Source organism: Yoonia sp. MH D7, from assembly GCF_054439475.1.
The window spans coordinates 1,754,457-1,773,485 of the sequence record NZ_JBTJCF010000001.1 but is presented as its reverse complement, the minus strand read 5'-3'; the positions used below and the strand labels follow the sequence as shown (position 1 = coordinate 1,773,485).

Below are 19,029 nucleotides of genomic sequence, written 5' to 3'. Positions count from 1 at the left end.
TTGTCACGCATCGTCCCACAATCTATTGTGGGAGCGCCTATGTCATACCGTGGTTTTATCAGTGCAGCAGTTGTTGCGGTTGTGTTTTCGGGGCAAGTTGCGGGGGCGCAAACGCGCAATGCCATTCCAGCCGAAATTCCGCCGACATCCTATACAAATAGCCAATATGTCGACAGCAAGGGCTGCGCATTTGTGCGTGCGGGGATTGGTGGTAGCGTGACTTGGGTGCCGCGGGTCGACCGCAAGCGCAACCAGTTGTGCAGTTTCCAGCCGACGATTGCGCGCGCAGCGCCTGAACCCGCCGTGATCGCCCCCGTTGTTGCCCCAACCGTTGTCGCCCCAACCGTGGCCGCAGCACCCGCGCCAGTGCGCACAAATCGCGCCCCGATCCGCACCGTAGCTTCGACGACAACGCCGCCGCGCATCACCACCAGGCCCGCCGCGAGTGCGCCCGCACCTGTTGTGCGCTCGCCGCAGATCACGCCCGTCGTTGCGCCGCCTGTTATTGCGCCTGTAGTTACGCAGGCCGCTGCGCGTCAAACCATGTCTGCGTTTTGTGTCGGGCGCACCGGTGCGCAGCCCGGATTCGTTAGCAGTACAACGGGCGAGACAATTAACTGCGGTGGTGTAGCGCCTGCGCCAGCGGTTTCTGCACCTGCATTACTCACGCGCAGTGCGTTTTGTGTCGGCCGCTCCGGGCTTCAGGCCGGATATATCAGCAGCACAACCGGACAAACAATTGACTGCGGTGGTCTTACGCCTGCGCAGATCGTTGCTGCCGCGTCGCCCACTTTGCCAACGATGTCGATGGCGCAGGTCTGTGCCGATATGCGTGCAACAGGGCGTCGTTACCAGAACGCGCAAACCGGACAAGAGGTGCGCTGCGGTCCGCAAACGCAATCGATAGCAAGTGCAGCTAATGGCCGTATCACCGCACCCGTTGCACCGATGAGCCCTCGTATTCCGCAGCAGACATCTGCAAATTGCCCTTCGGCAATCTTGAGCGTTGGTGGTGCCGCTGTGCGTTGTGGTCCACAGCTTCAGCCGGTTTCGACCCAAATGACACGCAATTCTGCTGCGACTGGCTCTTCGCCGTTTTTGTTCTTACAGCCCCCCGTTGTGCCTGCATCCAACCCTGTTGGCATCTCGCAACGCCAGATACTGACGCCGCCAAAAGGCTATACACGTGTTTGGGACGACGGACGTCATAATCCGAACCGTGGGCTGCCGACGGCGCGCGCGACCGTTAACGATGGCGCACGGATTTCATCGCGCAGCATGGCGCCACAAACCGCAACGGCGCACCGTTATGTGCAGGTCACAAGTCTTGCCAGCGCTGCGCAGGCCGCACAGGTCGGTCAACAATTCCAGCGCGCTGGCTTGCCTGTTGGCTTGGGGTCTAAGTCGGTCGGTGGTACGGCGTATCAGGTCGTGATCTTAGGCCCGTTTGGCAATGCGTCACAGCTTAACGCTGCGCTGAATACTGCGCGGACTGCGGGCTATAGCGAGGCCTATACGCGCAATTAAGCGGTGTCCGCCGGAAAACACTAATGCGTCAATAAGCCCTGCATCATCTGCGGGGCTTTTTCTTGCGCGGTCAGTCGTTGCATATCCCTTGCAGGCGCACCCAATCAGCATCATCCAAAATTTCGGGCACGTCGCGCTGTGCATAGGGGTCGTCTGTGATCAATGACGCGGTCCGCTGACCCGATGCATCGCGGGCATAGGCAAAGGGTGACGTGGGGATTTGCGATGCATCAAACGCCGTGATGAGCGCTGCGCTTGGCAGAAATGACGGTTGTGCCTCGGTTAATTTGCGGGCGAATTCTGCAAGGCTTTCGGGGGGCAGTTCGCCCGTCGTGAGCAGGCCCACAGTTTTACCCAAGCCCACCGCATGCAGTACGTCTGCAAGCGGGTCGGTTGTGGCTCGTTTTGCCGCTGCGGCCACAATATAACCCGCTGGCACTGCCGGATCGTCGGCATTTTCGATGACACGTTTGTCGAGCAGAATGATCTGCCCTGCCAAAACAACGGCCCCTTGTGCCAGCTGTGGCAAGACCACGATCTGCCCCGCAGCATCTGCCCCAAACAGCCGTTTTTGCAACTTCTCAAGGGCCAAAACACCATCGGCATTGCGGCAACGTGGACCTGTCAGACGTTGCACGTGGCCTAAAATTGTTGCGCCAATCTCGGTGCGTTTAACCATTGGCACGACCGACACCGTCTGACGGGTCAGTGCATCAGGCAGCCAGAAAATCGCAATCGCCGTTGTGCCAGCAAGAAACCCGTAGGTGAGTATCTGGCGCAATTTACCGCGTTGCGGGCGTTGCTTGGCAATGGTTTTACGAATTTTTTCAATAGCACCGATCATAAGATCGTCGTCGATTTCCAAGGCTTCTTCTGCATCTTCAGCAGGGGAAAAGACCGCAGGGCGCTCGTTCTGGTTCAGTCGGATAATCGCGGGCAGGGACCAATGTGTCAGCGGGCGACCCGCACCATCGGAAATCACCAATGTTGCATTGCCAAAGGCCACAGTCACGTCGCGGCGTTGCGCGTCGCGATCGCTGCGCCAAATTCCGCTGCTTTCTAACCGTTCATATTCACGGAGTGCCGTCATGTGCCTGCTTTTGTTATTTGTACCAGCTTAGCTGTCAATTTTGGTTTTGTGTAGGTGCTAATGCTCCTTGGCGATCATCCTTAGCTCAAACTTTTGAATTTTGCCGGTGGATGTCTTGGGCAGTTCCATAAATACCACCCGTTTGGGGCATTTGAACCCAGCAAGGCGTGTCCGGGCGAAGGCGATGATTTCGGCCTCATCGGCGGTGGCGCCCTGTTTGAGTTCGATAAAGGCGCAGGGCACTTCGCCCCATTTGTCGTCGGGTTTGGCGACTACGGCACACAGATTGACAGCCGCGTGGTTCATCAGGGCGCTTTCGACCTCAACAGAGCTGATATTTTCGCCGCCCGAGATGATGATATCTTTGGCGCGGTCCGAGATTTGCATTGCGCCGTTCGGGTGTTGAATGGCCAAATCTTCGGTGTGAAAATAGCCGCCTGAAAACGCCTTGGCCGTGGCTTTGGGGTTCTTGTAATAGCCTTTCATCACGACGTTGCCACGGATCATGATTTCGCCTTGGGTGGCACCGTCCATTGTGACTTGGCGCATGTCGGGGTCCATGACGGTGATATGTTCCATCATGGGTTGCGCGACGCCTTGGCGTGCCATGAAAGCTGCGCGTTCATCGGCGGGGAGTGCGCCCCACGCGTCCTCCCAGATACATTCGGTGACATGGCCGTAGGTTTCGGTAAGCCCGTAAACTTGGGTGACGTTAAAGCCCAGTTTGCCCACTGCGGACAGGGTTGCGGGGGCAGGGGGTGCGCCTGCGGTGAACACTTCGACGGTATGGTCAAAGGCGCGTCTGTCTTCGGATTTGGCGTTCACGATCAGGTTGAGCACAATAGGCGCGCCGCCAAAATGCGTGACGCCGTGGTCGGCGATGGCGGCGTAGATCGACTTGGCAGAGATATCGCGGCAGCAGACCACTGTGCCGCCCAGAGCGGGGATCATCCATGTGTGGTTCCAGCCGTTGCAGTGGAAAAGTGGGACGATTTGCAGATATTTCGGAAAGAGCGGCAATTGCCACGAGATCGGCGTGCCCATTGTGGTGAGGTAGGAACCACGGTGGGAATAAACCACGCCTTTAGGGCGCCCTGTGGTGCCTGAGGTGTAGTTGAGTGCGATGCTTTCCCATTCGTCTGAGGGCATGATCCATGTGAAACTGGCGTCGCCCGTTGCGAGAAAGTCTTCGTAATCAATCTGTTCGCCGATGTGTTTGATCCCTGCCTGATGGTCGGGGACCTCGATGACCAAGGGGGCGGGGCCGACCATCAACGCGACCGCTTCCATGAACATGGGCAGGAACTGGCTGTCGACAAAAGCGGCTTTTGCCTCGCCGTGGTCCAAAATGTAAGCCACGGTATCAACGTCGAGGCGCGTGTTTATTGAGTTGATGATCGCGCCACAAGCTGGCACGGCAAAGCTGGCCTCGGACTGCGCCGGAATATTTGGCAGCACGGTTGCGACGACGTCGCCCGATACGATCCCTGCTTTGGTCAGGGCCGAGGCGAGGCGGGTGATCCGGTCGTGATATTGCCCGTAGGTCAGACTGATATCACCGTAGATCAGCGCGTCGCGGTCGGTGAAAACGCGGGCGGCACGGTTGAGATGTGAGAGCGGCGTAAGTGGCACAAAGTTGGTCGCACATTTATCCAGACCCGTCTCGTCAGCCATCCATCCCATTGCACCACTCCCTTGGTTTTGCTTGCCTCGCAACCATAGGATATGTCACAGATTTATATCAATGGGGCATCGCACCTTGGACAAATGAAGTGGGTATTTATGATTATCTCTCCGGGGCGGAATTATATTTTTGTACATATCCCCAAGACAGGTGGCACGGCGATGGCAGCAGCACTTGAGACCCGCGCGATGCGCGATGATATTTTGATTGGGGACACGCCTAAGGCGCAAAAACGCAAAGCGCGGTTGAATGGCATCGAGGCGCGCGGACGGGTGTGGAAGCATAGCACGGTGGCGGATATGGCTGGTGTGATTGATCCGGCGGGAATGTTTGTGTTCACATTGGTGCGTAATCCGTGGGACCGTATGGTCAGTTATTATATTTGGTTGCAGGCGCAGTCCTTTGCGCATCCTGCCGTCGCCCGTGCCAGATCACATGATTTCAGCGGGTTCCTGAATGCGCCGCAAACCCGATATAGTGTCGCGAAAAACGACTATGGCAGCTATGTGACTGAGGATGCGCATTTCTTTCGTCTTGAGCATCTGGAGTCTGACTTACAGTCGCTTTGGCAACATCTAGGGTTTCAGCTTACTATTTCTCCGCGCAATCAATCGGTGCGCAGACGTGATTGGCGCGGGTATTACAGTGACGCTGACGCGGCATTGGTTGCTGACCTGTGTGCGGTTGATATTGCGCGTTCGGAATATGCGTTTGACCCCGACAGGGCCAGTCTAGACCGCCGCCTTTTGTAGGTCTCTGTTAATCCTCGAGAATACGGCTGGCGCCCCGCGTACTCAGACCCGCGTTAAAGAACAGCACGCCCAGCCCGCCGGGACCACCCGTTGCCGTTTCTTATCGATAAAATGTGCTGCCTGTTTGCAGACCAAATGAGGTCGCATCAATTAAAGCCGCGTTATGGGTAACGGTCAGTGTGCGGCCGGACATTTCATTGCCCGCAATGTATTAGGCCGCGGCGGTATTTGGTCGCGGCCTAGTTCAGGGGCTATGCTGCCGCTGCGTCTTGCCCGAAGCGTCCGTAAAACGATTGCCCTTTATCGCCCATTTCTCGGAGTAGTGCAGGAGTGGCAAAGCGGTCGCCGTAAGCGGCAGCCAGTTCGTCGCAGCGTTCAGCGGCGTAGGGGGTGCCGATGATGTCGAGCCAGCTGAACGGGCCGCCTGACCACGGTGCAAAGCCCCAGCCGAGGATCGCGCCGACGTCACCTTCGCGGATGTCTTCGAGGACGTTTTCTTCCAACGCGCGCACCGCTTCCAAGACTTGGGCGAACATCAAACGGTGCTGCACGGTGTGCAGGTCTGGCTGTGTGTCCGAGACGGGGTATTTGGCGGCAAGACCGTCCCAGAGGAGTTGGCGTTTGCCTTTGTCGTCGTAAGAATAGAAGCCTGAGTTTGATTTGCGACCCAAGCGGCCTTCGTCAAACATCCAGAATAGTACGTCATCCACGGCGCCATCCGGGTAGGCGTCGCCCATCGCCGCGCGCGTGGCTTTGGCAATTTTCACGCCCAGATCTACGGATGTTTCATCGACCAGCTGCAACGGGCCAAGTGGGAAGCCCAACAGTTTTGCCGCGTTTTCGATCAGTGCTGGCGCGACACCTTCGGCGACCATCCGGATGCCTTCGTTGATGTAGGGGATGATGCAACGGTTGGCGTAGAAGAACCGTTCGTCGTTCACCACGATTGGGGTCTTGCGGATTTGGCGCACGAAATCGAGCGCCTTGGCCACGGCCACATCGCCCGTTTGTTTGCCTTTGATGATTTCCACCAAGAGCATTTTGTCGACAGGGCTAAAGAAGTGGATGCCGATGAAGTTTTCGGCATTTACGGATGCCTTTGCCAATTCGGTGATCGGCAGTGTCGAGGTATTGGTCGCAAAAACGCAGTCTGGGCCAGTCACGGCTTGCACCTTGGCTGTTACGTCCGCCTTTACGTCAACGTCTTCAAATACCGCCTCGACGATCAGATCACAGCCCTTCAGGGCAGAATAATCCGTTGTCGCGGTGATTAACGCCAGAACGGCGTCTTTCTTTTCAGGGGGCGCTTTTTTCCGCGAAATCCCTTTGTCCATATAGTCGGCAGAATAAGATTTTCCCTTATCTGCCGCCTCTTGTTTCGCATCGATCAATACAACCTCGATGCCAGCCAATGCGGACACCAGCGCAATTCCCGCGCCCATCATGCCTGCACCGATCACCCCAACCTTGCTGACCTTCTGATCAGCTACTTTCGGGCGGTTCGCACCTTTTTCTAGCGCTTCTTTATTGATAAATAGTGAACGGATCATCGCTTCTGATGATGGATTCAGCAAAACATTGGTGAACCAGCGCGCTTCGATCTTGATTGCGGTGTCAAATGGCACCAACGCGCCTTCGTAGACTGCCGACAGCAGGGCGCGGGCCGCTGGAAATGCACCTTGGGTTTTGCCGTTAACCATCGCAGAGGCACCGACAAATGTCATGAAACCCGCAGGGTGATACGGCGTGCCGCCGGGCATTTTATAGCCCTTTTCGTCCCAGGGTTTCACAATGCTCGGGCTTGATAATACCCATTCTTTGGCCGCGGAAAGCAATTCGGCCGCGGGGACCACTTCGTCGATCAAACCTGCTTGTTTTGCTTTGCCAGGGTCAGACAGTTTTCCTTCCAACAGGAACGGTGACGCATTCATTGCGCCCATTTTACGCACAAGGCGCGTCGTGCCGCCCATGCCCGGAAAAATGCCGACCATAATTTCGGGTAGGCCAATTTTGGCTTTCGGATTATCCGCGACAAAAATCCGGTGGCAGGCGAGCGGGATTTCAAAGCCGATACCAAGGCCGGTGCCTTGCATGGCGCAGGCAATCGGCTTGCCGCCTTTGTTGGTTTTAGGATCCATGCCCGCGCGCTCGATTTTGCGCAGTATCGCATGGCTCGCCATCAGGCCGTCCATCAAGCCACGCGCCGGATTGTCGCCCGCGCTTTGCTTCATCTTGGCAATGATGTTCAGATCCATGCCGCCCGCAAACGAGCCTTCTTTGCCCGAGGTGATGATTACACCTTTGATGGTATCGTCAGCCAATGCCTGGTCGACCAGCGCATCAAGATCAATGAACCCTTGCTGGTTCATCACGTTCATAGACTTTCCAATTGTGTCCCATGTGATCGTGGCAACACCGTCAGTATCGGTTTTCATTGTAAAATCGGTCATCTTCATCTCCTGCATCGCGGGACCATCAGGGCGGGCGCCCTAGGTCGCGTCATTTGTTGAGTGGGGTGTATTTTGTGAGAGTTGGTTCAAGGCCTTGGTCAAGCTGCTGTCCTGGCCGACGGCATAATCGCTTTTGGAGAAGCGCCAAACGCCCCCCGTGCGGGTGATGATAGCAAACGCGGGGTAGGGGTCTTTGACGCGTTGAGTGCCTGACATCAACTGCGTGACATGCATGGCTTTCACGGTGTCAGGCCCATCAAAGTCGGCGGAGGTGCAGACACGCACAATATCGGTGACATTTAGCGCAGTGAAATAGGCATGATTAGCGTCGAATATGTGCTCTAACTCGGCCTCGGTTTCGATAATCCCTTTTGCATCAAAGGTGGTTAACATATGCGGCAGGCTAAAGGATTTCGCAAACCGTGCGAAATCCTTTGTCATGATCGCTGCACCGGTCTCTTTCAGCATGTTGTTGCCAATTTTGCGCGCAATCGGGTTGGAAGTGTCCGTTTTCTGGGTGGTGGCAATTTTCGGGTACTGGCCTGATATTGGATAGTGGCACGACATATCGTGATGCCCGTGTGCGCCGATGATCGCGGACACGCGCCAAACCCCGTCGACGAGATAGACTGTGGCCGATGATTTGAACGGTGCAATGATGCGTCTGCCACGGCTCAATAGCTTGGTCCGATAGGTCGCAATTACCGAACCGTCATCGCAGGTTTCACATGAAATTGGGGTCCGGTCGATCAGGTCCAGAGACATTTTTTCCGCTGCGCGTAAATAATGACAGAAGTTTTCGTACAGTTCTGCAAGAGTAAAGGAGACAACGGGGCCCGCTTGCGTGACCATCGTGAAGGGAAGTCTCACGCGCCCTGCCCATTGGTCGAAATCCGGCGTGATCAGGCACGCCGAAATATCGCTCAATAATGCTTCGAACTCCGCAGGTTTCATCAGATGCGCTCGATGATCGTTGCCGCACCCATGCCCGACGCGATGCACAGCGTGGCGAGGCCTGTGCCTTTGCCCGTCCGTTCCAGTTCATCAAGCAGCGTGCCGATGATGATCGCACCCGTTGCGCCTAACGGATGACCCATCGCAATGGACCCGCCGTTCACGTTGACGCGGTCTTGGTCGATGTTAAACGCCTGCATAAAGCGCAAGACGACAGAGGCGAAGGCTTCGTTCACTTCAAACAGATCGATGTCAGAAATCGACATGCCGCTGTCGCGCATGATTTTTTCGGTGACGGGGACAGGACCGGTGAGCATGATTGGCGGATCGGTGCCGATTTTTGCGGTGGCGCGGATCACGGCGCGTGGTTTAAGGCCCATGGCCTCGCCCCATTCCTTGGACCCAACCAGCACGCCAGCGGCGCCGTCTACGATCCCCGACGAGTTGCCTGCGTGGTGGATGTGGTTGATCTTCTCTAAGTGCGGGTACTTCATCAGCGCCACTTTATCAAAGCCGGGCATGACCTCGCCCATCATTTGGAATGCTGGGTTCAGCGCGCCCAAAGTTTGCATATCCGTGGTTGGACGCATGTATTCATCGTTGTCCAAAATTGGCAGGCCATTGATGTCGAGGACTGGCACGATGGATTTGGAGAAGCGACCTTCGGCCCAAGCGGTTGCCGCGCGTTTCTGGCTTTGCACGGCTAACGCATCGGCCTGTTCGCGGGTGAAGCCGTATTCGGTGGCGATAATGTCAGCGGAAATCCCTTGGGGGACAAAGTAGCTGTCCATGGCAATCGACGGATCAACGGCGATTGCTGCGCCGTCAGAACCCATTGGCACGCGGCCCATCATCTCGACGCCGCCTGCGATATAAGCGCCGCCTGCGCCGCCTTTGATTTGGTTGGCAGCCAAGTTCACCGCCTCCATGCCCGAAGCGCAGAAGCGGTTGATCGCCAAGCCTGGAATGGATTCGTCGAGGTCAGAGGCCAATACAGCAGTCCGTGCCAGACAGCCGCCTTGCTCGCCGACTTGGGTCACGTTGCCCCAGATCACGTCTTCAACCGCGTGACCTTGCAGGTTATTGCGTGATTTGAGGGCGTTCAGAATGCCAGCGGACAGGCGGGTCGAAGTGACCTCATGCAGGCTGCCATCTTTGCGGCCTTTGCCACGCGGGGTGCGGATCGCGTCGAAAATATAGGCTTCGGACATGGGTGGTCTCCTTTAAGCGCGGTCGGCGGGCGAGCCGAGCATCAAATCATAGGGTAGTTTCCAACCGGGAGTGGCTGCGATTGCGTCGAGCCAGCGGTCAATTTTCGGGTAATCGGCGCGCTCAAAACTGAACGGCTCGGGATAATAGAGGTAGCCGCAGCAGGCGATATCAGCGATTGTCAGTTCGTCGCCAACAAGGAATGGCGTCTCGGACAGCTGCGTTTCCAGGATTTTCAACGAACCTGCCAGACGGGCAACATGAAAGGCAATCACGTCGGCGTTGCGTTTTTCTTCGGGCAGGAAGTTCATTTGGAACCGCAAAGGGCCTGCAATGGCGCTAACTTTGGAGTTGTCAAAGAACATCCAGCGCAGGATATCACGCCGCTCTGCCGCAGATTTGCCACCGAGCTTGCCGGTCTTGGAGCTGATGTAATCTTGAATGACGCCGGATTGGGTCAGGATCAGATCGCCGTCTTCCAGAACGGGCGCTTCGCCCATGACGTTAAGGGCGCGGAATGCGGGAGTGCGGGTGGCGCCGTTAAAGAAGTCGATAAATACCGGCTCCCAAGGCTCATCCGCCAATGCCAACGTCAACGCGGCCTTATACGAATGACCGCTTTCGCCAAAGCAATGTAATTTCATGGTCATGTCGGACATTCTCCCAGAAGTGACACCCCGTCTGGGGTGATGTTTTTAGTATTTTAAAAAGCGAGACCGAGGTCTGCGCCGCTTACTGTTACTTAAGTACGATGTCGCAAACTTACAGGGCGCTACAGGCTCAAGAGCCCTCCAGTCTTACATCGGGGCCGTGAAAAGCGAGGCTCTGCTACCAAACGTTGCGCCCCTAAATGCGGGAAGCTCTTTTGGAGCTAGATCTTTGTTCTCGCCTTTCCACATATACACATCTTTTCAACGTTTGCGGGCCTCCAATTCGTTTTGAAACATACGTAGCCGCTGACCAAACGTGTCCTCGTTGATCACGGAATTGAAGTTTTCAAACAAAAACGACAAAGCTTCTCCTTCTTCCAACGCGCTATCTGCAGCAAAGCGCTTGAGCCTGCGATACCCGTCCTCCGTCATAGCAACAGGGAAACGGCGGGTTAGACGCAGGCGCTTTGGCATGAATTAAGTCCTCAAATGTTGGATGGGTTAAATCCCATCATGCCCTTAAAATTGATCCGCATCCAGTGCCATGACCGTATCAGCACCGCTATTGATCCGTGCCAGGTGCATGCCCGTCGCGGGCAATTGGCGGGCCATATAATAGCGACCTGTTGCGATTTTGGTCTCGTAGAATGCGCGATCTTCGGCGCCGGCTTCCAGTGCGTCCATCGCAGCTTTGCCCATACGCGCCCACATCAAGCCAAAGCAAACGTGACCCATCATATGCATAAAGTCATAGGACCCAGCCAAGGCATTGTTCGGGTTTTTCACGCCGCTCTGCATGAAATACATGCCCGCCGCTTGCAGGTCCTTGGATGCTGCCTTCAACGGGTCAAGGAAATCGGTTTTCAGCGCTGCGTTGTCTTCGTTTTCTTTGATGAACGTCTTGATCATCTCGAAAAAGGCCATGACATGCTTGCCGCCGTCTTGCGACAGTTTCCGACCCACAAGGTCAAGTGCCTGCACACCGTTCGCGCCCTCGTAAATCATCGCAATACGCGCATCGCGGGCAAACTGGGACATGCCGGTTTCTTCAATATAGCCATGACCGCCGTAAACCTGTTGCGCTGCAACCGCATACTCAAACCCTTTGTCGGTCAGGAACCCTTTGATCACAGGTGTCAGCAAAGACACGAGCCCATCTGCCTCTGCATCACTATTCTTGTGTGCGCGGTCGATTAGATACGCGCCCCACATCGTAAACGCCCGTGCGCCCTCGATAAATGATTTCTGATCCATCAGGTTGCGGCGGATATCAGGGTGCACCATCAACGGATCGGCAGGCCCGTCCGGATTTTCGGCACCCGTTACTGCACGCCCCTGAAGCCGGTCATTGGCATAAGCAACCGCGTTTTGATAGGCGGCTTCGGCCTGTGCATAGCCTTGCAGGCCAACGCCCAAACGGGCTTCGTTCATCATCACGAACATGGCGCGCATGCCTTTATGCTCTTCGCCAAGCAGCACACCTTCGGCCTCGTCGTAGTTCATTACGCAAGTAGAATTGCCGTGGATGCCCATTTTCTCTTCGATTTTGCCCACGGACACGCCGTTCGTATCCCCCAGAACACCCTCATCAGAGACTTTGATCTTAGGGACGATAAAGAGTGACACGCCCTTGATACCTTCGGGACCACCGGGAATTTTTGCCAGTACGAGGTGGATGATGTTATCCGCCATGTCGTGATCACCCGCCGAGATAAAGATCTTTTGGCCGGAAATTTTATAGGTGCCGTCGCCGTTTGGCACTGCCTTGGTGCGCATCAGGCCCAGATCCGTGCCGCAATGCGGTTCAGTCAGGTTCATGGTGCCGGTCCATTCGCATGTGACCATTTTCGGCAGGTATTTCTGCTTTTGCGCGTCGGTGCCGTGGACGTTGATCGCAGAATACGCGCCGTGGGTTAGGCCCTGATACATGTTAAATGCCATGTTCGCAGAGACCGACGGCTCTAGCGCTGCGATACTCATGATATAGGGCAAGCCTTGGCCGCCGTAAGCTTCGTCGCAATCCATTGACGTCCACCCACCTGCGCGGACTTGGTCAAACGCGGCTTTAAAGCCGGTGGGCGTGCGCACAATGCCGTTTTCCAAAACGCAGCCTTCGGTATCGCCCACTTGGTTCAGCGGTGCCAACACATCGGTCGCAATCTTGCCCGCTTCTTCAATCACCGCACTGGTAAAATCACGGTCGAGGTCACCATATCCTTTGATATCTTGCTGCGATACTTTCAGCAGGTCATGCAGGACAAATTGCAGGTCTTTCGCGGGGGCGTTATAGATCGGCATCAGGTGGCTCCATTTTCGGTTGAGCGTGAAGTTTTTGGCGGTTTCAGGCCGCCGATTTGTCTTTTGCGAGGGACTTCAGTCGATCTGCTGCCCATTGCATCTGTGATTTCATTTCGCCAATCGCTTCTTCCAACTCGGCCTTTTGGGCCTGCATGTCGGCGAGGTGGCTTTCGGCTAGTTCGTATGTTTTGGACAGTTGCGTCTCTTGGCTGTCGTCCATGTGGTAGAGGTCTAAAAGCTGGCGGATTTCCTCAAGGCTAAATCCGAACCGCTTGCCGCGCAGGATTAACTTGAGGCGGGCACGGTCGCGTTTGGTGAACAAACGCCGCTGGCCATCGCGCACGGGAAATAACAGCTCCTTGGCTTCGTAGAACCGCAGGGTGCGTGGGGTCACATCGAATGCGGCACACATATCGCGGATATTCATTGTGTCGGTCGTCATCAGCTTTTCCAGTCATGCTCTCTGTCATGCATTGCACTTGTGGCGTTAACATTTACCCTACAAGATAAATTGACGTTAACGTAAACGAAACGTGACGTCATTTTCAAGTTGACGAAAGGTAAGCAAAGTTTACGCAGGGTCACGCGCAACATTCTGCTTTGCACCGGACAATCAAGACCGCGCGTATTTTCGTGCGAAATGTGGGGTTCAGGCCGTGAAACGGATCAGGTTAGCGATTTGACAGTCATCGCGCGCAGGGATTTCAACTCGTCCAATGTCTGTTGCAACTGCTTTTGTTGCTCCAGAAGTTCGGCAATTTGTCCGTCGGCAAGTGTCGTCCATTGGCGCATTTGGGCTTCTGTGCCTTCATTCTCGTAGATCATCAGCCATTGCCGGATATCTTCTAGCGAGAAACCAAAGCGCCTGCCGCGCATGATCAGCGTCATACGGGCCAATTCGCGGGACCGGTAGAATCGCGACCGACCCTCTTTGTCAGGGGTCAGCAGCTCAATGTATTCATAATACCGCAGGGTGCGCGGAGTGACGTCAAATTTTGCGCACATCTCTTTGAATGATAAGCGTGTGTCTGGCATCGTGCCCTCCGTTAACGCAGCCTAGCGCGACCCGCGACACAGGGCAATGCACCTTTCTTCGTGCTAGTTCATGAAGCCGGGCGCAAAAAAGTAGAACCCGTAAGCCATGATCAACGCGGGGATGGTCGAATAGACGGTTGCCCAGAACGCGGCGCGCGGGTTCAGCGCAATCGCGGGGAACAGCGCATCGCCATCGTTTGAAATCGCGTTCCCCATCAGGGCCGCAAACGGGACCAACCCGTTTAGGTATAGTGTCGTCACCAAAACCTGCGGCCCACATCCGGGGATCAGTCCGATCAGCACGCCCATCAAAGGCAATAGCGGCGCAACAGAACCAAACATCGCCGCGAGATCAAAGCCCGCAAATTCCACGGTATAGTCGTAGGCAAGATAGGCTCCGATCACCCAGACCGAAATAAATGCGGTTTCTTCGGCCATGCGCGTGATGGGACTGTCCGCGCCGTTGGTCATCGCATTCACCGGTGACACGGTCCAAATTGCCAAGCCCACAGCGGTACCCGCAAGCCCGACGTAAAGTGCAATGTCGCCCCAGACAGCGGCGACGTCAGCGCCGGCCAACTGGGTGATGCCAATTGCAAGACCGGGCAGGGCCATTACGAAAAATGCAATGTCGCGCCGGCGGATAGCACCGATACGCGGGGCCAATTCGCAGCTCGGTGTCGGTGTCGCCAGATATTTATCTTTCGATACCGCATCAACGATCCAGCCTGTGATAACACCGACTGAAAACCCGACAGGCAACACCACCATCGCTACCTCAGGACGGGTCGCGATCAGCAAAAATGCTGCGTCCCCCATCGTTGACGTTAGGGCCGCCACCACAGCGCCAAAGCCTACGTTGCCCGACGAATAGGCTGCAACGACAACCACCGCGCCGCCACAGCCTGGCGTCGCCCCGAGCAAGGCGGCCATCGGCACCTGCCAACCTTTTGCGCCTTTCAGCGACTGGCCGATGTCAAAATTGAACACCCGCTCTGCACCGTAGAACAGCAATAAAGTCGCGGCCACAAATGCGGAAACCTGTGTAAACGCATCCACCATCAAACCACGCGTCAGATCACCTATAAATGTCGGTGTGATCGCAAGGCACACGAAGATTAGCGCCACAATCAACCTGTTTAGCCGGAACGGCCCTGTGCGGCGGGCGAAAACAGGCGGCATTGTTTCAGTGGCACTCATTGTCTGATTCCTAATTGCGAATGGTTCTTAATTGCATATATAGCACTTGCAGTTAGTGCGGCAAGTGGCAAGTTGCACAATAAAGAAGGAACACCCCATGACGGATGATATCAAGGCACGCCAAACACTGCTCGCAAGGCAGTTTATCGAGGCGATCCCGCATGCGCGTGAACTGGGAATGAAAGTTACCGCGATCGGCGACGGGCAGGCCACGATCACTATGGGCTATGACGCGCGGTTGATCGGTGACCCCGAAACGGGTGTGATCCACGGTGGGGCAGTCTCGGCGTTGATGGATACCTGCAGTGGGGCTGCGGTGATGGCACACCCGAATGGCCCGAATGGCACCGCGACGCTTGACCTGCGCATTGACTATATGCGCAGTGCCAGACCGGGCGATACGATCACGGCGACGGCTGAATGTTACCACATCACCCGCTCGGTGGCTTTTGTGCGCGCCACGGCCACCGACAACGACACGGCACGCCCCGTGGCGACCGCAACAGGGGCCTTTACGGTGGCATTCGGAGACAAGTCATGAAACGTCCAGAACCAGTTCAAATCGTCAAGCAACGGCGCGACGCAATGCTGCAAACCCTTGTTGCGCGCGTGCCCTATATCCAATTCCTCGGCATCCAGTTCGAGCGACACGGCGACGAGTTGACGGCTGTGTTGCCTTATAGCGAGCGCAACATCGGCAATCCGCTGATCCCTGCGTTGCACGGCGGTGTGACTGCGGCGTTTCTAGAGGTGACAGCGATAATTGAACTGACATGGAGCGCAACTTGGGCGGATATGGAGGCGGGCAAAATTACTGGCGACAAGCCACGTATCTTACTGCCAAAAACGATTGACTTCACCGTTGACTACCTGCGCTCGGGCTTACCACGCGACGGCTATGCACGAGCGCGGGTCAACCGGTCAGGGCGGCGCTATGCCTCGGTGCATGTCGAAGCGTGGCAAGACAACAAATCACGCATGTTTGCACAGGCCACCGGTCATTTCCTGGTACCCGACCGCAATGGCTAAGGCGCTAACCCACAAACGGGTCCTCCAAATTGCATTACCAATTGTGCTGTCCAATGCGACCGTGCCGATCTTGGGTGTGGTGGATACAGGCGTGGTAGGACAGTTGGGGCAGGCGGCACCAATTGGCGCGGTTGGCATCGGCGCGATCATCCTGACGGCGTTCTACTGGATTTTTGGTTTCTTGCGCATGGGGACGGCGGGGCTGACGGCACAAGCCACAGGCGCCGAAGACCACGCCGAGGTTGCCGCGCTGCTATCACGGGCATTGCTCATCGGGTTTGGCGCAGGGGCGATGATGATCCTCGGGCAAATCCCGCTATTCTGGCTCGCATTCAAAGTGTCGCCTGCCTCACCCGAAGTCGAAACTCTGGCACGGCAGTATATGCAAATCCGCGTCTGGTCCGCACCTGCCACCATCGGGCTTTACGGAATTATCGGCTGGCTGATCGCACAGGAACGCACACGCGGGGTTTTTGCCATTCAGGTGCTGATGAACGGGCTGAATATCATGCTCGATATCTTGTTCGTGCTGCACTTTGATTTTGGGGTGGCGGGGGTCGGCTGGGCCACATTTATCGCGGAATGGAGCGGGTTGGCATTGGGCCTTTGGCTGTGCCGCGACGCTTTTGCAGGCAGCGCATGGTGCGACAAATCGCGGGTTTTTGACCGGGCGCGGCTTGTTCGGATGGGCGTGGTCAATACCGACATCCTGATCCGCTCGGTCTTGCTGCAAGCGATTTTTGTCAGTTTCCTGTTCTGGGGCGCAGATTTCGGCAATGTCCAGTTGGCCGCGAATCAAATCCTGCTGCAATTTTTGAACGTGACCGCCTACGCACTTGACGGATTTGCCGCAGCGGCAGAAAGCTTGGTCGGGCAAGCGCTGGGCGCTAAAAATATCGCGCGATTGCGGCGTGGCGCGATCCTGACCAGTGGCTGGGGCTTGGTGGTATGCATCGGTCTTGCACTGGTATTTGCACTGTTCGGCCCCGCAATCATCGACATTATGACGACAGCGCCTGACGTGCAGACAACGGCGCGTAATTACCTGCCATATATGGTGGCAGCACCCGTCGTCGGGGTGGCGGCGTGGATGCTCGACGGGATCTTCATCGGGGCCACAGGTTCGCGCGACATGCGCAACATGATGGTGGTTTCCGCGATCACCTACTTTGCCGCTGTAATTCCGCTGATGTGGTTGTTCGGCAATCACGGGCTGTGGCTCGGTCTATTGTTCAGTTTTGCTGTGCGCGGGGTGGCGCTGGGCCTGAAATACCCGAAACTCGAAGCCGCTGCGCGCTAGACCATTCTTATAGGACCATCGAGCGCTCTATTTTTCAGGAAAACCTCGGCTTAATCAAACAGCGCGAGCGCATTTTCAGGCGGACGGGCAATCACCGCTGCGCTGTCCGTGATAACAATCGGTCGCTCGATGATCTTGGGATGTTTAGCCATCAGCGTGATTAGGTGATCCGCATCGCCATCCTCAAACTCTGCTTCACCGCGCCGTACTATCTGTGCCGGCGTCATGTCGAGCTTGATTAAAACATTGCGGATTTCGCTCTCGCTTGGCGGGTCCTGCAAATAGAGGCGCACCTGTGGGACAACCCCCTTGGCTTCCAGAATTGCGAGGGTCTGACGCGACTTTGAACAGCGTGGATTATGCCAGATTACAATCATAGATAATCACTGCGGCCCGTGCCCACAGCATCCGCGACGTTCTCAAATCCGTCCATCGCCAGCAAGTCATCCAAGCCGCGCGCGATCTCGTCGGGCAGGGAAATGCCGCCAAACACCAGCGCTGTATAAAGTTGCACCGCCGACGCCCCCGCACGAATTTTAGCGTAGGCTTGCGCGGCAGAGCCAACCCCGCCAACGCCAATAATCGGCAAAGAGGTGCGGGTCGACAGCTGCGCCACGACGCGCGTTGATTTCTCGAACAATGGCTGGCCAGCCAGACCACCAGCTTCACCCGCATATTTTCCGTGCAGGCCTGTGCGGTCCAGCGTTGTATTCGTCGCAATGATGCCCGAAATGCCAGACGCATCAGCAACCGATGCCACGTCATCAAGGGCGCTTTCGTCCAGATCGGGGGCGATTTTCAAGAAAACCGGCAGCGGTTTATCAAGGGCTGCATTGGCCTCCATCACGCCCGCGAGCAAAGCTGCAAGTGCCGCCTTGCCTTGCAAATCACGCAGTTTCTCTGTGTTCGGCGATGATACATTTACGGTGGCAAAATCGATATAGGCGCCGCATTGTGTCAGCACTTTCGCAAAGTCGGCAGCGCGGTCGTCGCTATCTTTGTTGGCGCCAAGGTTCAGGCCGATCACACCCTTGGGCCTTGCCGACAAACGCGCCCCAATCACGACCATGCCCTGATTGTTGAACCCGAAACAGTTGATCGAGGCTTGGTCTTTTGTCAGGCGGAATAGGCGCGGTCTGGCATTACCGTCCTGCGCGCGCGGGGTTGCGGCGCCAACCTCAAAAAACCCGAAACCGGTGCCAGCTAACGCATGCAACGCCGTCGCATTCTTGTCAAAACCGGCAGCCAGACCCACAGGGTTCGGCAGTTCCAATCCGGCAACATTTGTACGCAAACGCGCGCTGGAAAACGGTCCCGCCTTGGGGCCCAGACCTGCGTTCAGCGCCTTGATCGATAAACCATGTGCTGTTTCAGGATCAAACATGCGCAGGGCCCGCAAGCCGATTTGCTCAACAATCTTCATGAAAGGTCTCCGAATTGATGCACGCCGCCCGCAAGTGTCATGTCGCGCGCCCAGACTACGTCGGTCATGCGGAGGGCACGGAACAAATGCGGAAACATCTGGCCACCGCGCGACGGCTCCCATTTCAGCCCGTCCAAGCCGTCCGCCTCAACAGCCACTAGTGTCAGACCTTGCACATCCTTGAAGTAAAGCGCCGCCGTGACCGCGACCGTATCGGCCCCCGAAAAATGCACAAATCCATCATCCAGATCAATCGGTGCGCCAAGGGTTTGCCCGTCACGCTGCAACTGCGCCCATTCATCGGCGCGAAATATCTTATAGATCAACATATTTCTGTCATGACCTTTGCTTAAAGATTGGTCAAGCGGTCCGGTGACCCAATCCTGTTTGAGCGGAAATGTAGTGTGCAAACGGATAGGCATTTGACT

The 19,029-nt window shown here is 56.2% G+C and carries 19 protein-coding genes; 5 read left to right on the top strand and 14 right to left on the bottom strand.

Annotated elements, in window-relative coordinates:
• Positions 1–39 precede the first annotated feature (39 nt).
• The gene (locus tag ACXLHR_RS08675; RefSeq protein WP_458791068.1) at positions 40–1,527 is read left to right on the top strand and encodes an SPOR domain-containing protein; all 1,488 of its coding nucleotides are present in this window, start codon (positions 40–42) and stop codon (positions 1,525–1,527) included.
• A 70-nt stretch (positions 1,528–1,597) separates the two neighbouring features.
• Here the strand turns inward: ACXLHR_RS08675 and ACXLHR_RS08670 are convergent, their stop codons facing one another.
• Complete coding sequence (locus ACXLHR_RS08670; RefSeq protein ID WP_458791067.1) at positions 1,598–2,617, bottom strand: hypothetical protein; 1,020 nt, start codon at positions 2,615–2,617, stop codon at positions 1,598–1,600.
• A gap of 57 nt (positions 2,618–2,674) precedes the next feature.
• Positions 2,675–4,300, bottom strand: coding sequence for an AMP-binding protein (locus tag ACXLHR_RS08665; RefSeq protein WP_458791066.1), 1,626 nt, complete (start codon positions 4,298–4,300; stop codon positions 2,675–2,677).
• Positions 4,301–4,342: 42 nt separating this feature from the next.
• On the opposite strand from ACXLHR_RS08665, the gene ACXLHR_RS08660 reads away from it, so the two are divergent.
• Positions 4,343–5,053, top strand: coding sequence for a sulfotransferase family 2 domain-containing protein (locus tag ACXLHR_RS08660; RefSeq protein ID WP_458791065.1), 711 nt, complete (start codon positions 4,343–4,345; stop codon positions 5,051–5,053).
• A 251-nt stretch (positions 5,054–5,304) separates the two neighbouring features.
• Here the strand turns inward: ACXLHR_RS08660 and ACXLHR_RS08655 are convergent, their stop codons facing one another.
• The 9 genes from ACXLHR_RS08655 to ACXLHR_RS08615 all read right to left on the bottom strand — a co-directional run bounded on the left by ACXLHR_RS08655 (position 5,305) and on the right by ACXLHR_RS08615 (position 14,849).
• A complete protein-coding gene (locus ACXLHR_RS08655; protein ID WP_458791064.1) occupies positions 5,305–7,503 on the bottom strand; it encodes a 3-hydroxyacyl-CoA dehydrogenase NAD-binding domain-containing protein in 2,199 nt (732 codons plus the stop codon).
• Between the two features lie 39 nt (positions 7,504–7,542).
• Positions 7,543–8,457, bottom strand: coding sequence for a hypothetical protein (locus ACXLHR_RS08650; RefSeq protein WP_458791063.1), 915 nt, complete (start codon positions 8,455–8,457; stop codon positions 7,543–7,545).
• On the bottom strand, positions 8,457–9,668 hold the full coding sequence (locus ACXLHR_RS08645; RefSeq protein ID WP_458791062.1) for an acetyl-CoA C-acetyltransferase: 1,212 nt from the start codon (positions 9,666–9,668) through the stop codon (positions 8,457–8,459). Before ACXLHR_RS08645 ends, ACXLHR_RS08650 begins: the two co-directional genes overlap by 1 nt.
• Positions 9,669–9,680: 12 nt before the next feature.
• Positions 9,681–10,316, bottom strand: a complete 636-nt coding sequence (locus ACXLHR_RS08640) for a glutathione S-transferase family protein (protein WP_458791061.1) — start codon at positions 10,314–10,316, stop codon at positions 9,681–9,683.
• A 261-nt stretch (positions 10,317–10,577) separates the two neighbouring features.
• The gene (locus ACXLHR_RS08635) at positions 10,578–10,790 is read right to left on the bottom strand and encodes a hypothetical protein (RefSeq protein ID WP_458791060.1); all 213 of its coding nucleotides are present in this window, start codon (positions 10,788–10,790) and stop codon (positions 10,578–10,580) included.
• Between the two features lie 45 nt (positions 10,791–10,835).
• Positions 10,836–12,614: an acyl-CoA dehydrogenase C-terminal domain-containing protein gene (locus ACXLHR_RS08630; RefSeq protein ID WP_458791059.1), complete on the bottom strand. Its 1,779-nt coding sequence runs from the start codon at positions 12,612–12,614 to the stop codon at positions 10,836–10,838.
• A gap of 43 nt (positions 12,615–12,657) precedes the next feature.
• Positions 12,658–13,056, bottom strand: a complete 399-nt coding sequence (locus ACXLHR_RS08625) for a MerR family transcriptional regulator (protein ID WP_458791058.1) — start codon at positions 13,054–13,056, stop codon at positions 12,658–12,660.
• A gap of 224 nt (positions 13,057–13,280) precedes the next feature.
• Positions 13,281–13,649, bottom strand: coding sequence for a MerR family DNA-binding protein (locus tag ACXLHR_RS08620; RefSeq protein WP_458791057.1), 369 nt, complete (start codon positions 13,647–13,649; stop codon positions 13,281–13,283).
• 63 nt (positions 13,650–13,712) lie between these two features.
• Complete coding sequence (locus tag ACXLHR_RS08615) at positions 13,713–14,849, bottom strand: putative manganese transporter (RefSeq protein WP_458791056.1); 1,137 nt, start codon at positions 14,847–14,849, stop codon at positions 13,713–13,715.
• A gap of 97 nt (positions 14,850–14,946) precedes the next feature.
• On the opposite strand from ACXLHR_RS08615, the gene ACXLHR_RS08610 reads away from it, so the two are divergent.
• Genes ACXLHR_RS08610 through ACXLHR_RS08600 form a run of 3 tightly spaced genes read left to right on the top strand, consistent with a single transcriptional unit; the run spans position 14,947 to position 17,178 of the window.
• Positions 14,947–15,390 (top strand): PaaI family thioesterase, encoded by a 444-nt coding sequence (locus tag ACXLHR_RS08610; RefSeq protein ID WP_458791055.1) that lies wholly within the window; start codon positions 14,947–14,949, stop codon positions 15,388–15,390.
• Entirely contained in the window at positions 15,387–15,878 is a 492-nt protein-coding gene (locus ACXLHR_RS08605; protein ID WP_458791054.1) for a PaaI family thioesterase, read from the top strand. The genes ACXLHR_RS08610 and ACXLHR_RS08605 overlap by 4 nt, the downstream gene beginning before the upstream one ends.
• Entirely contained in the window at positions 15,871–17,178 is a 1,308-nt protein-coding gene (locus tag ACXLHR_RS08600; protein ID WP_458791053.1) for an MATE family efflux transporter, read from the top strand. Before ACXLHR_RS08605 ends, ACXLHR_RS08600 begins: the two co-directional genes overlap by 8 nt.
• A 50-nt stretch (positions 17,179–17,228) precedes the next feature.
• Here ACXLHR_RS08600 and arsC read toward each other — a convergent pair whose 3' ends face one another.
• From arsC to ACXLHR_RS08585, 3 genes are read right to left on the bottom strand one after another with little or no spacing between them, the layout of a single operon-like run.
• Positions 17,229–17,555: an arsenate reductase (glutaredoxin) gene (gene arsC / locus ACXLHR_RS08595; RefSeq protein WP_458791052.1), complete on the bottom strand. Its 327-nt coding sequence runs from the start codon at positions 17,553–17,555 to the stop codon at positions 17,229–17,231.
• Positions 17,552–18,601: a quinone-dependent dihydroorotate dehydrogenase gene (locus tag ACXLHR_RS08590; RefSeq protein WP_458791051.1), complete on the bottom strand. Its 1,050-nt coding sequence runs from the start codon at positions 18,599–18,601 to the stop codon at positions 17,552–17,554. The genes arsC and ACXLHR_RS08590 overlap by 4 nt, the downstream gene beginning before the upstream one ends.
• Positions 18,598–18,930, bottom strand: coding sequence for a DUF952 domain-containing protein (locus ACXLHR_RS08585; RefSeq protein ID WP_458791050.1), 333 nt, complete (start codon positions 18,928–18,930; stop codon positions 18,598–18,600). Before ACXLHR_RS08585 ends, ACXLHR_RS08590 begins: the two co-directional genes overlap by 4 nt.
• Between the last annotated feature and the right edge of the window lie 99 nt (positions 18,931–19,029).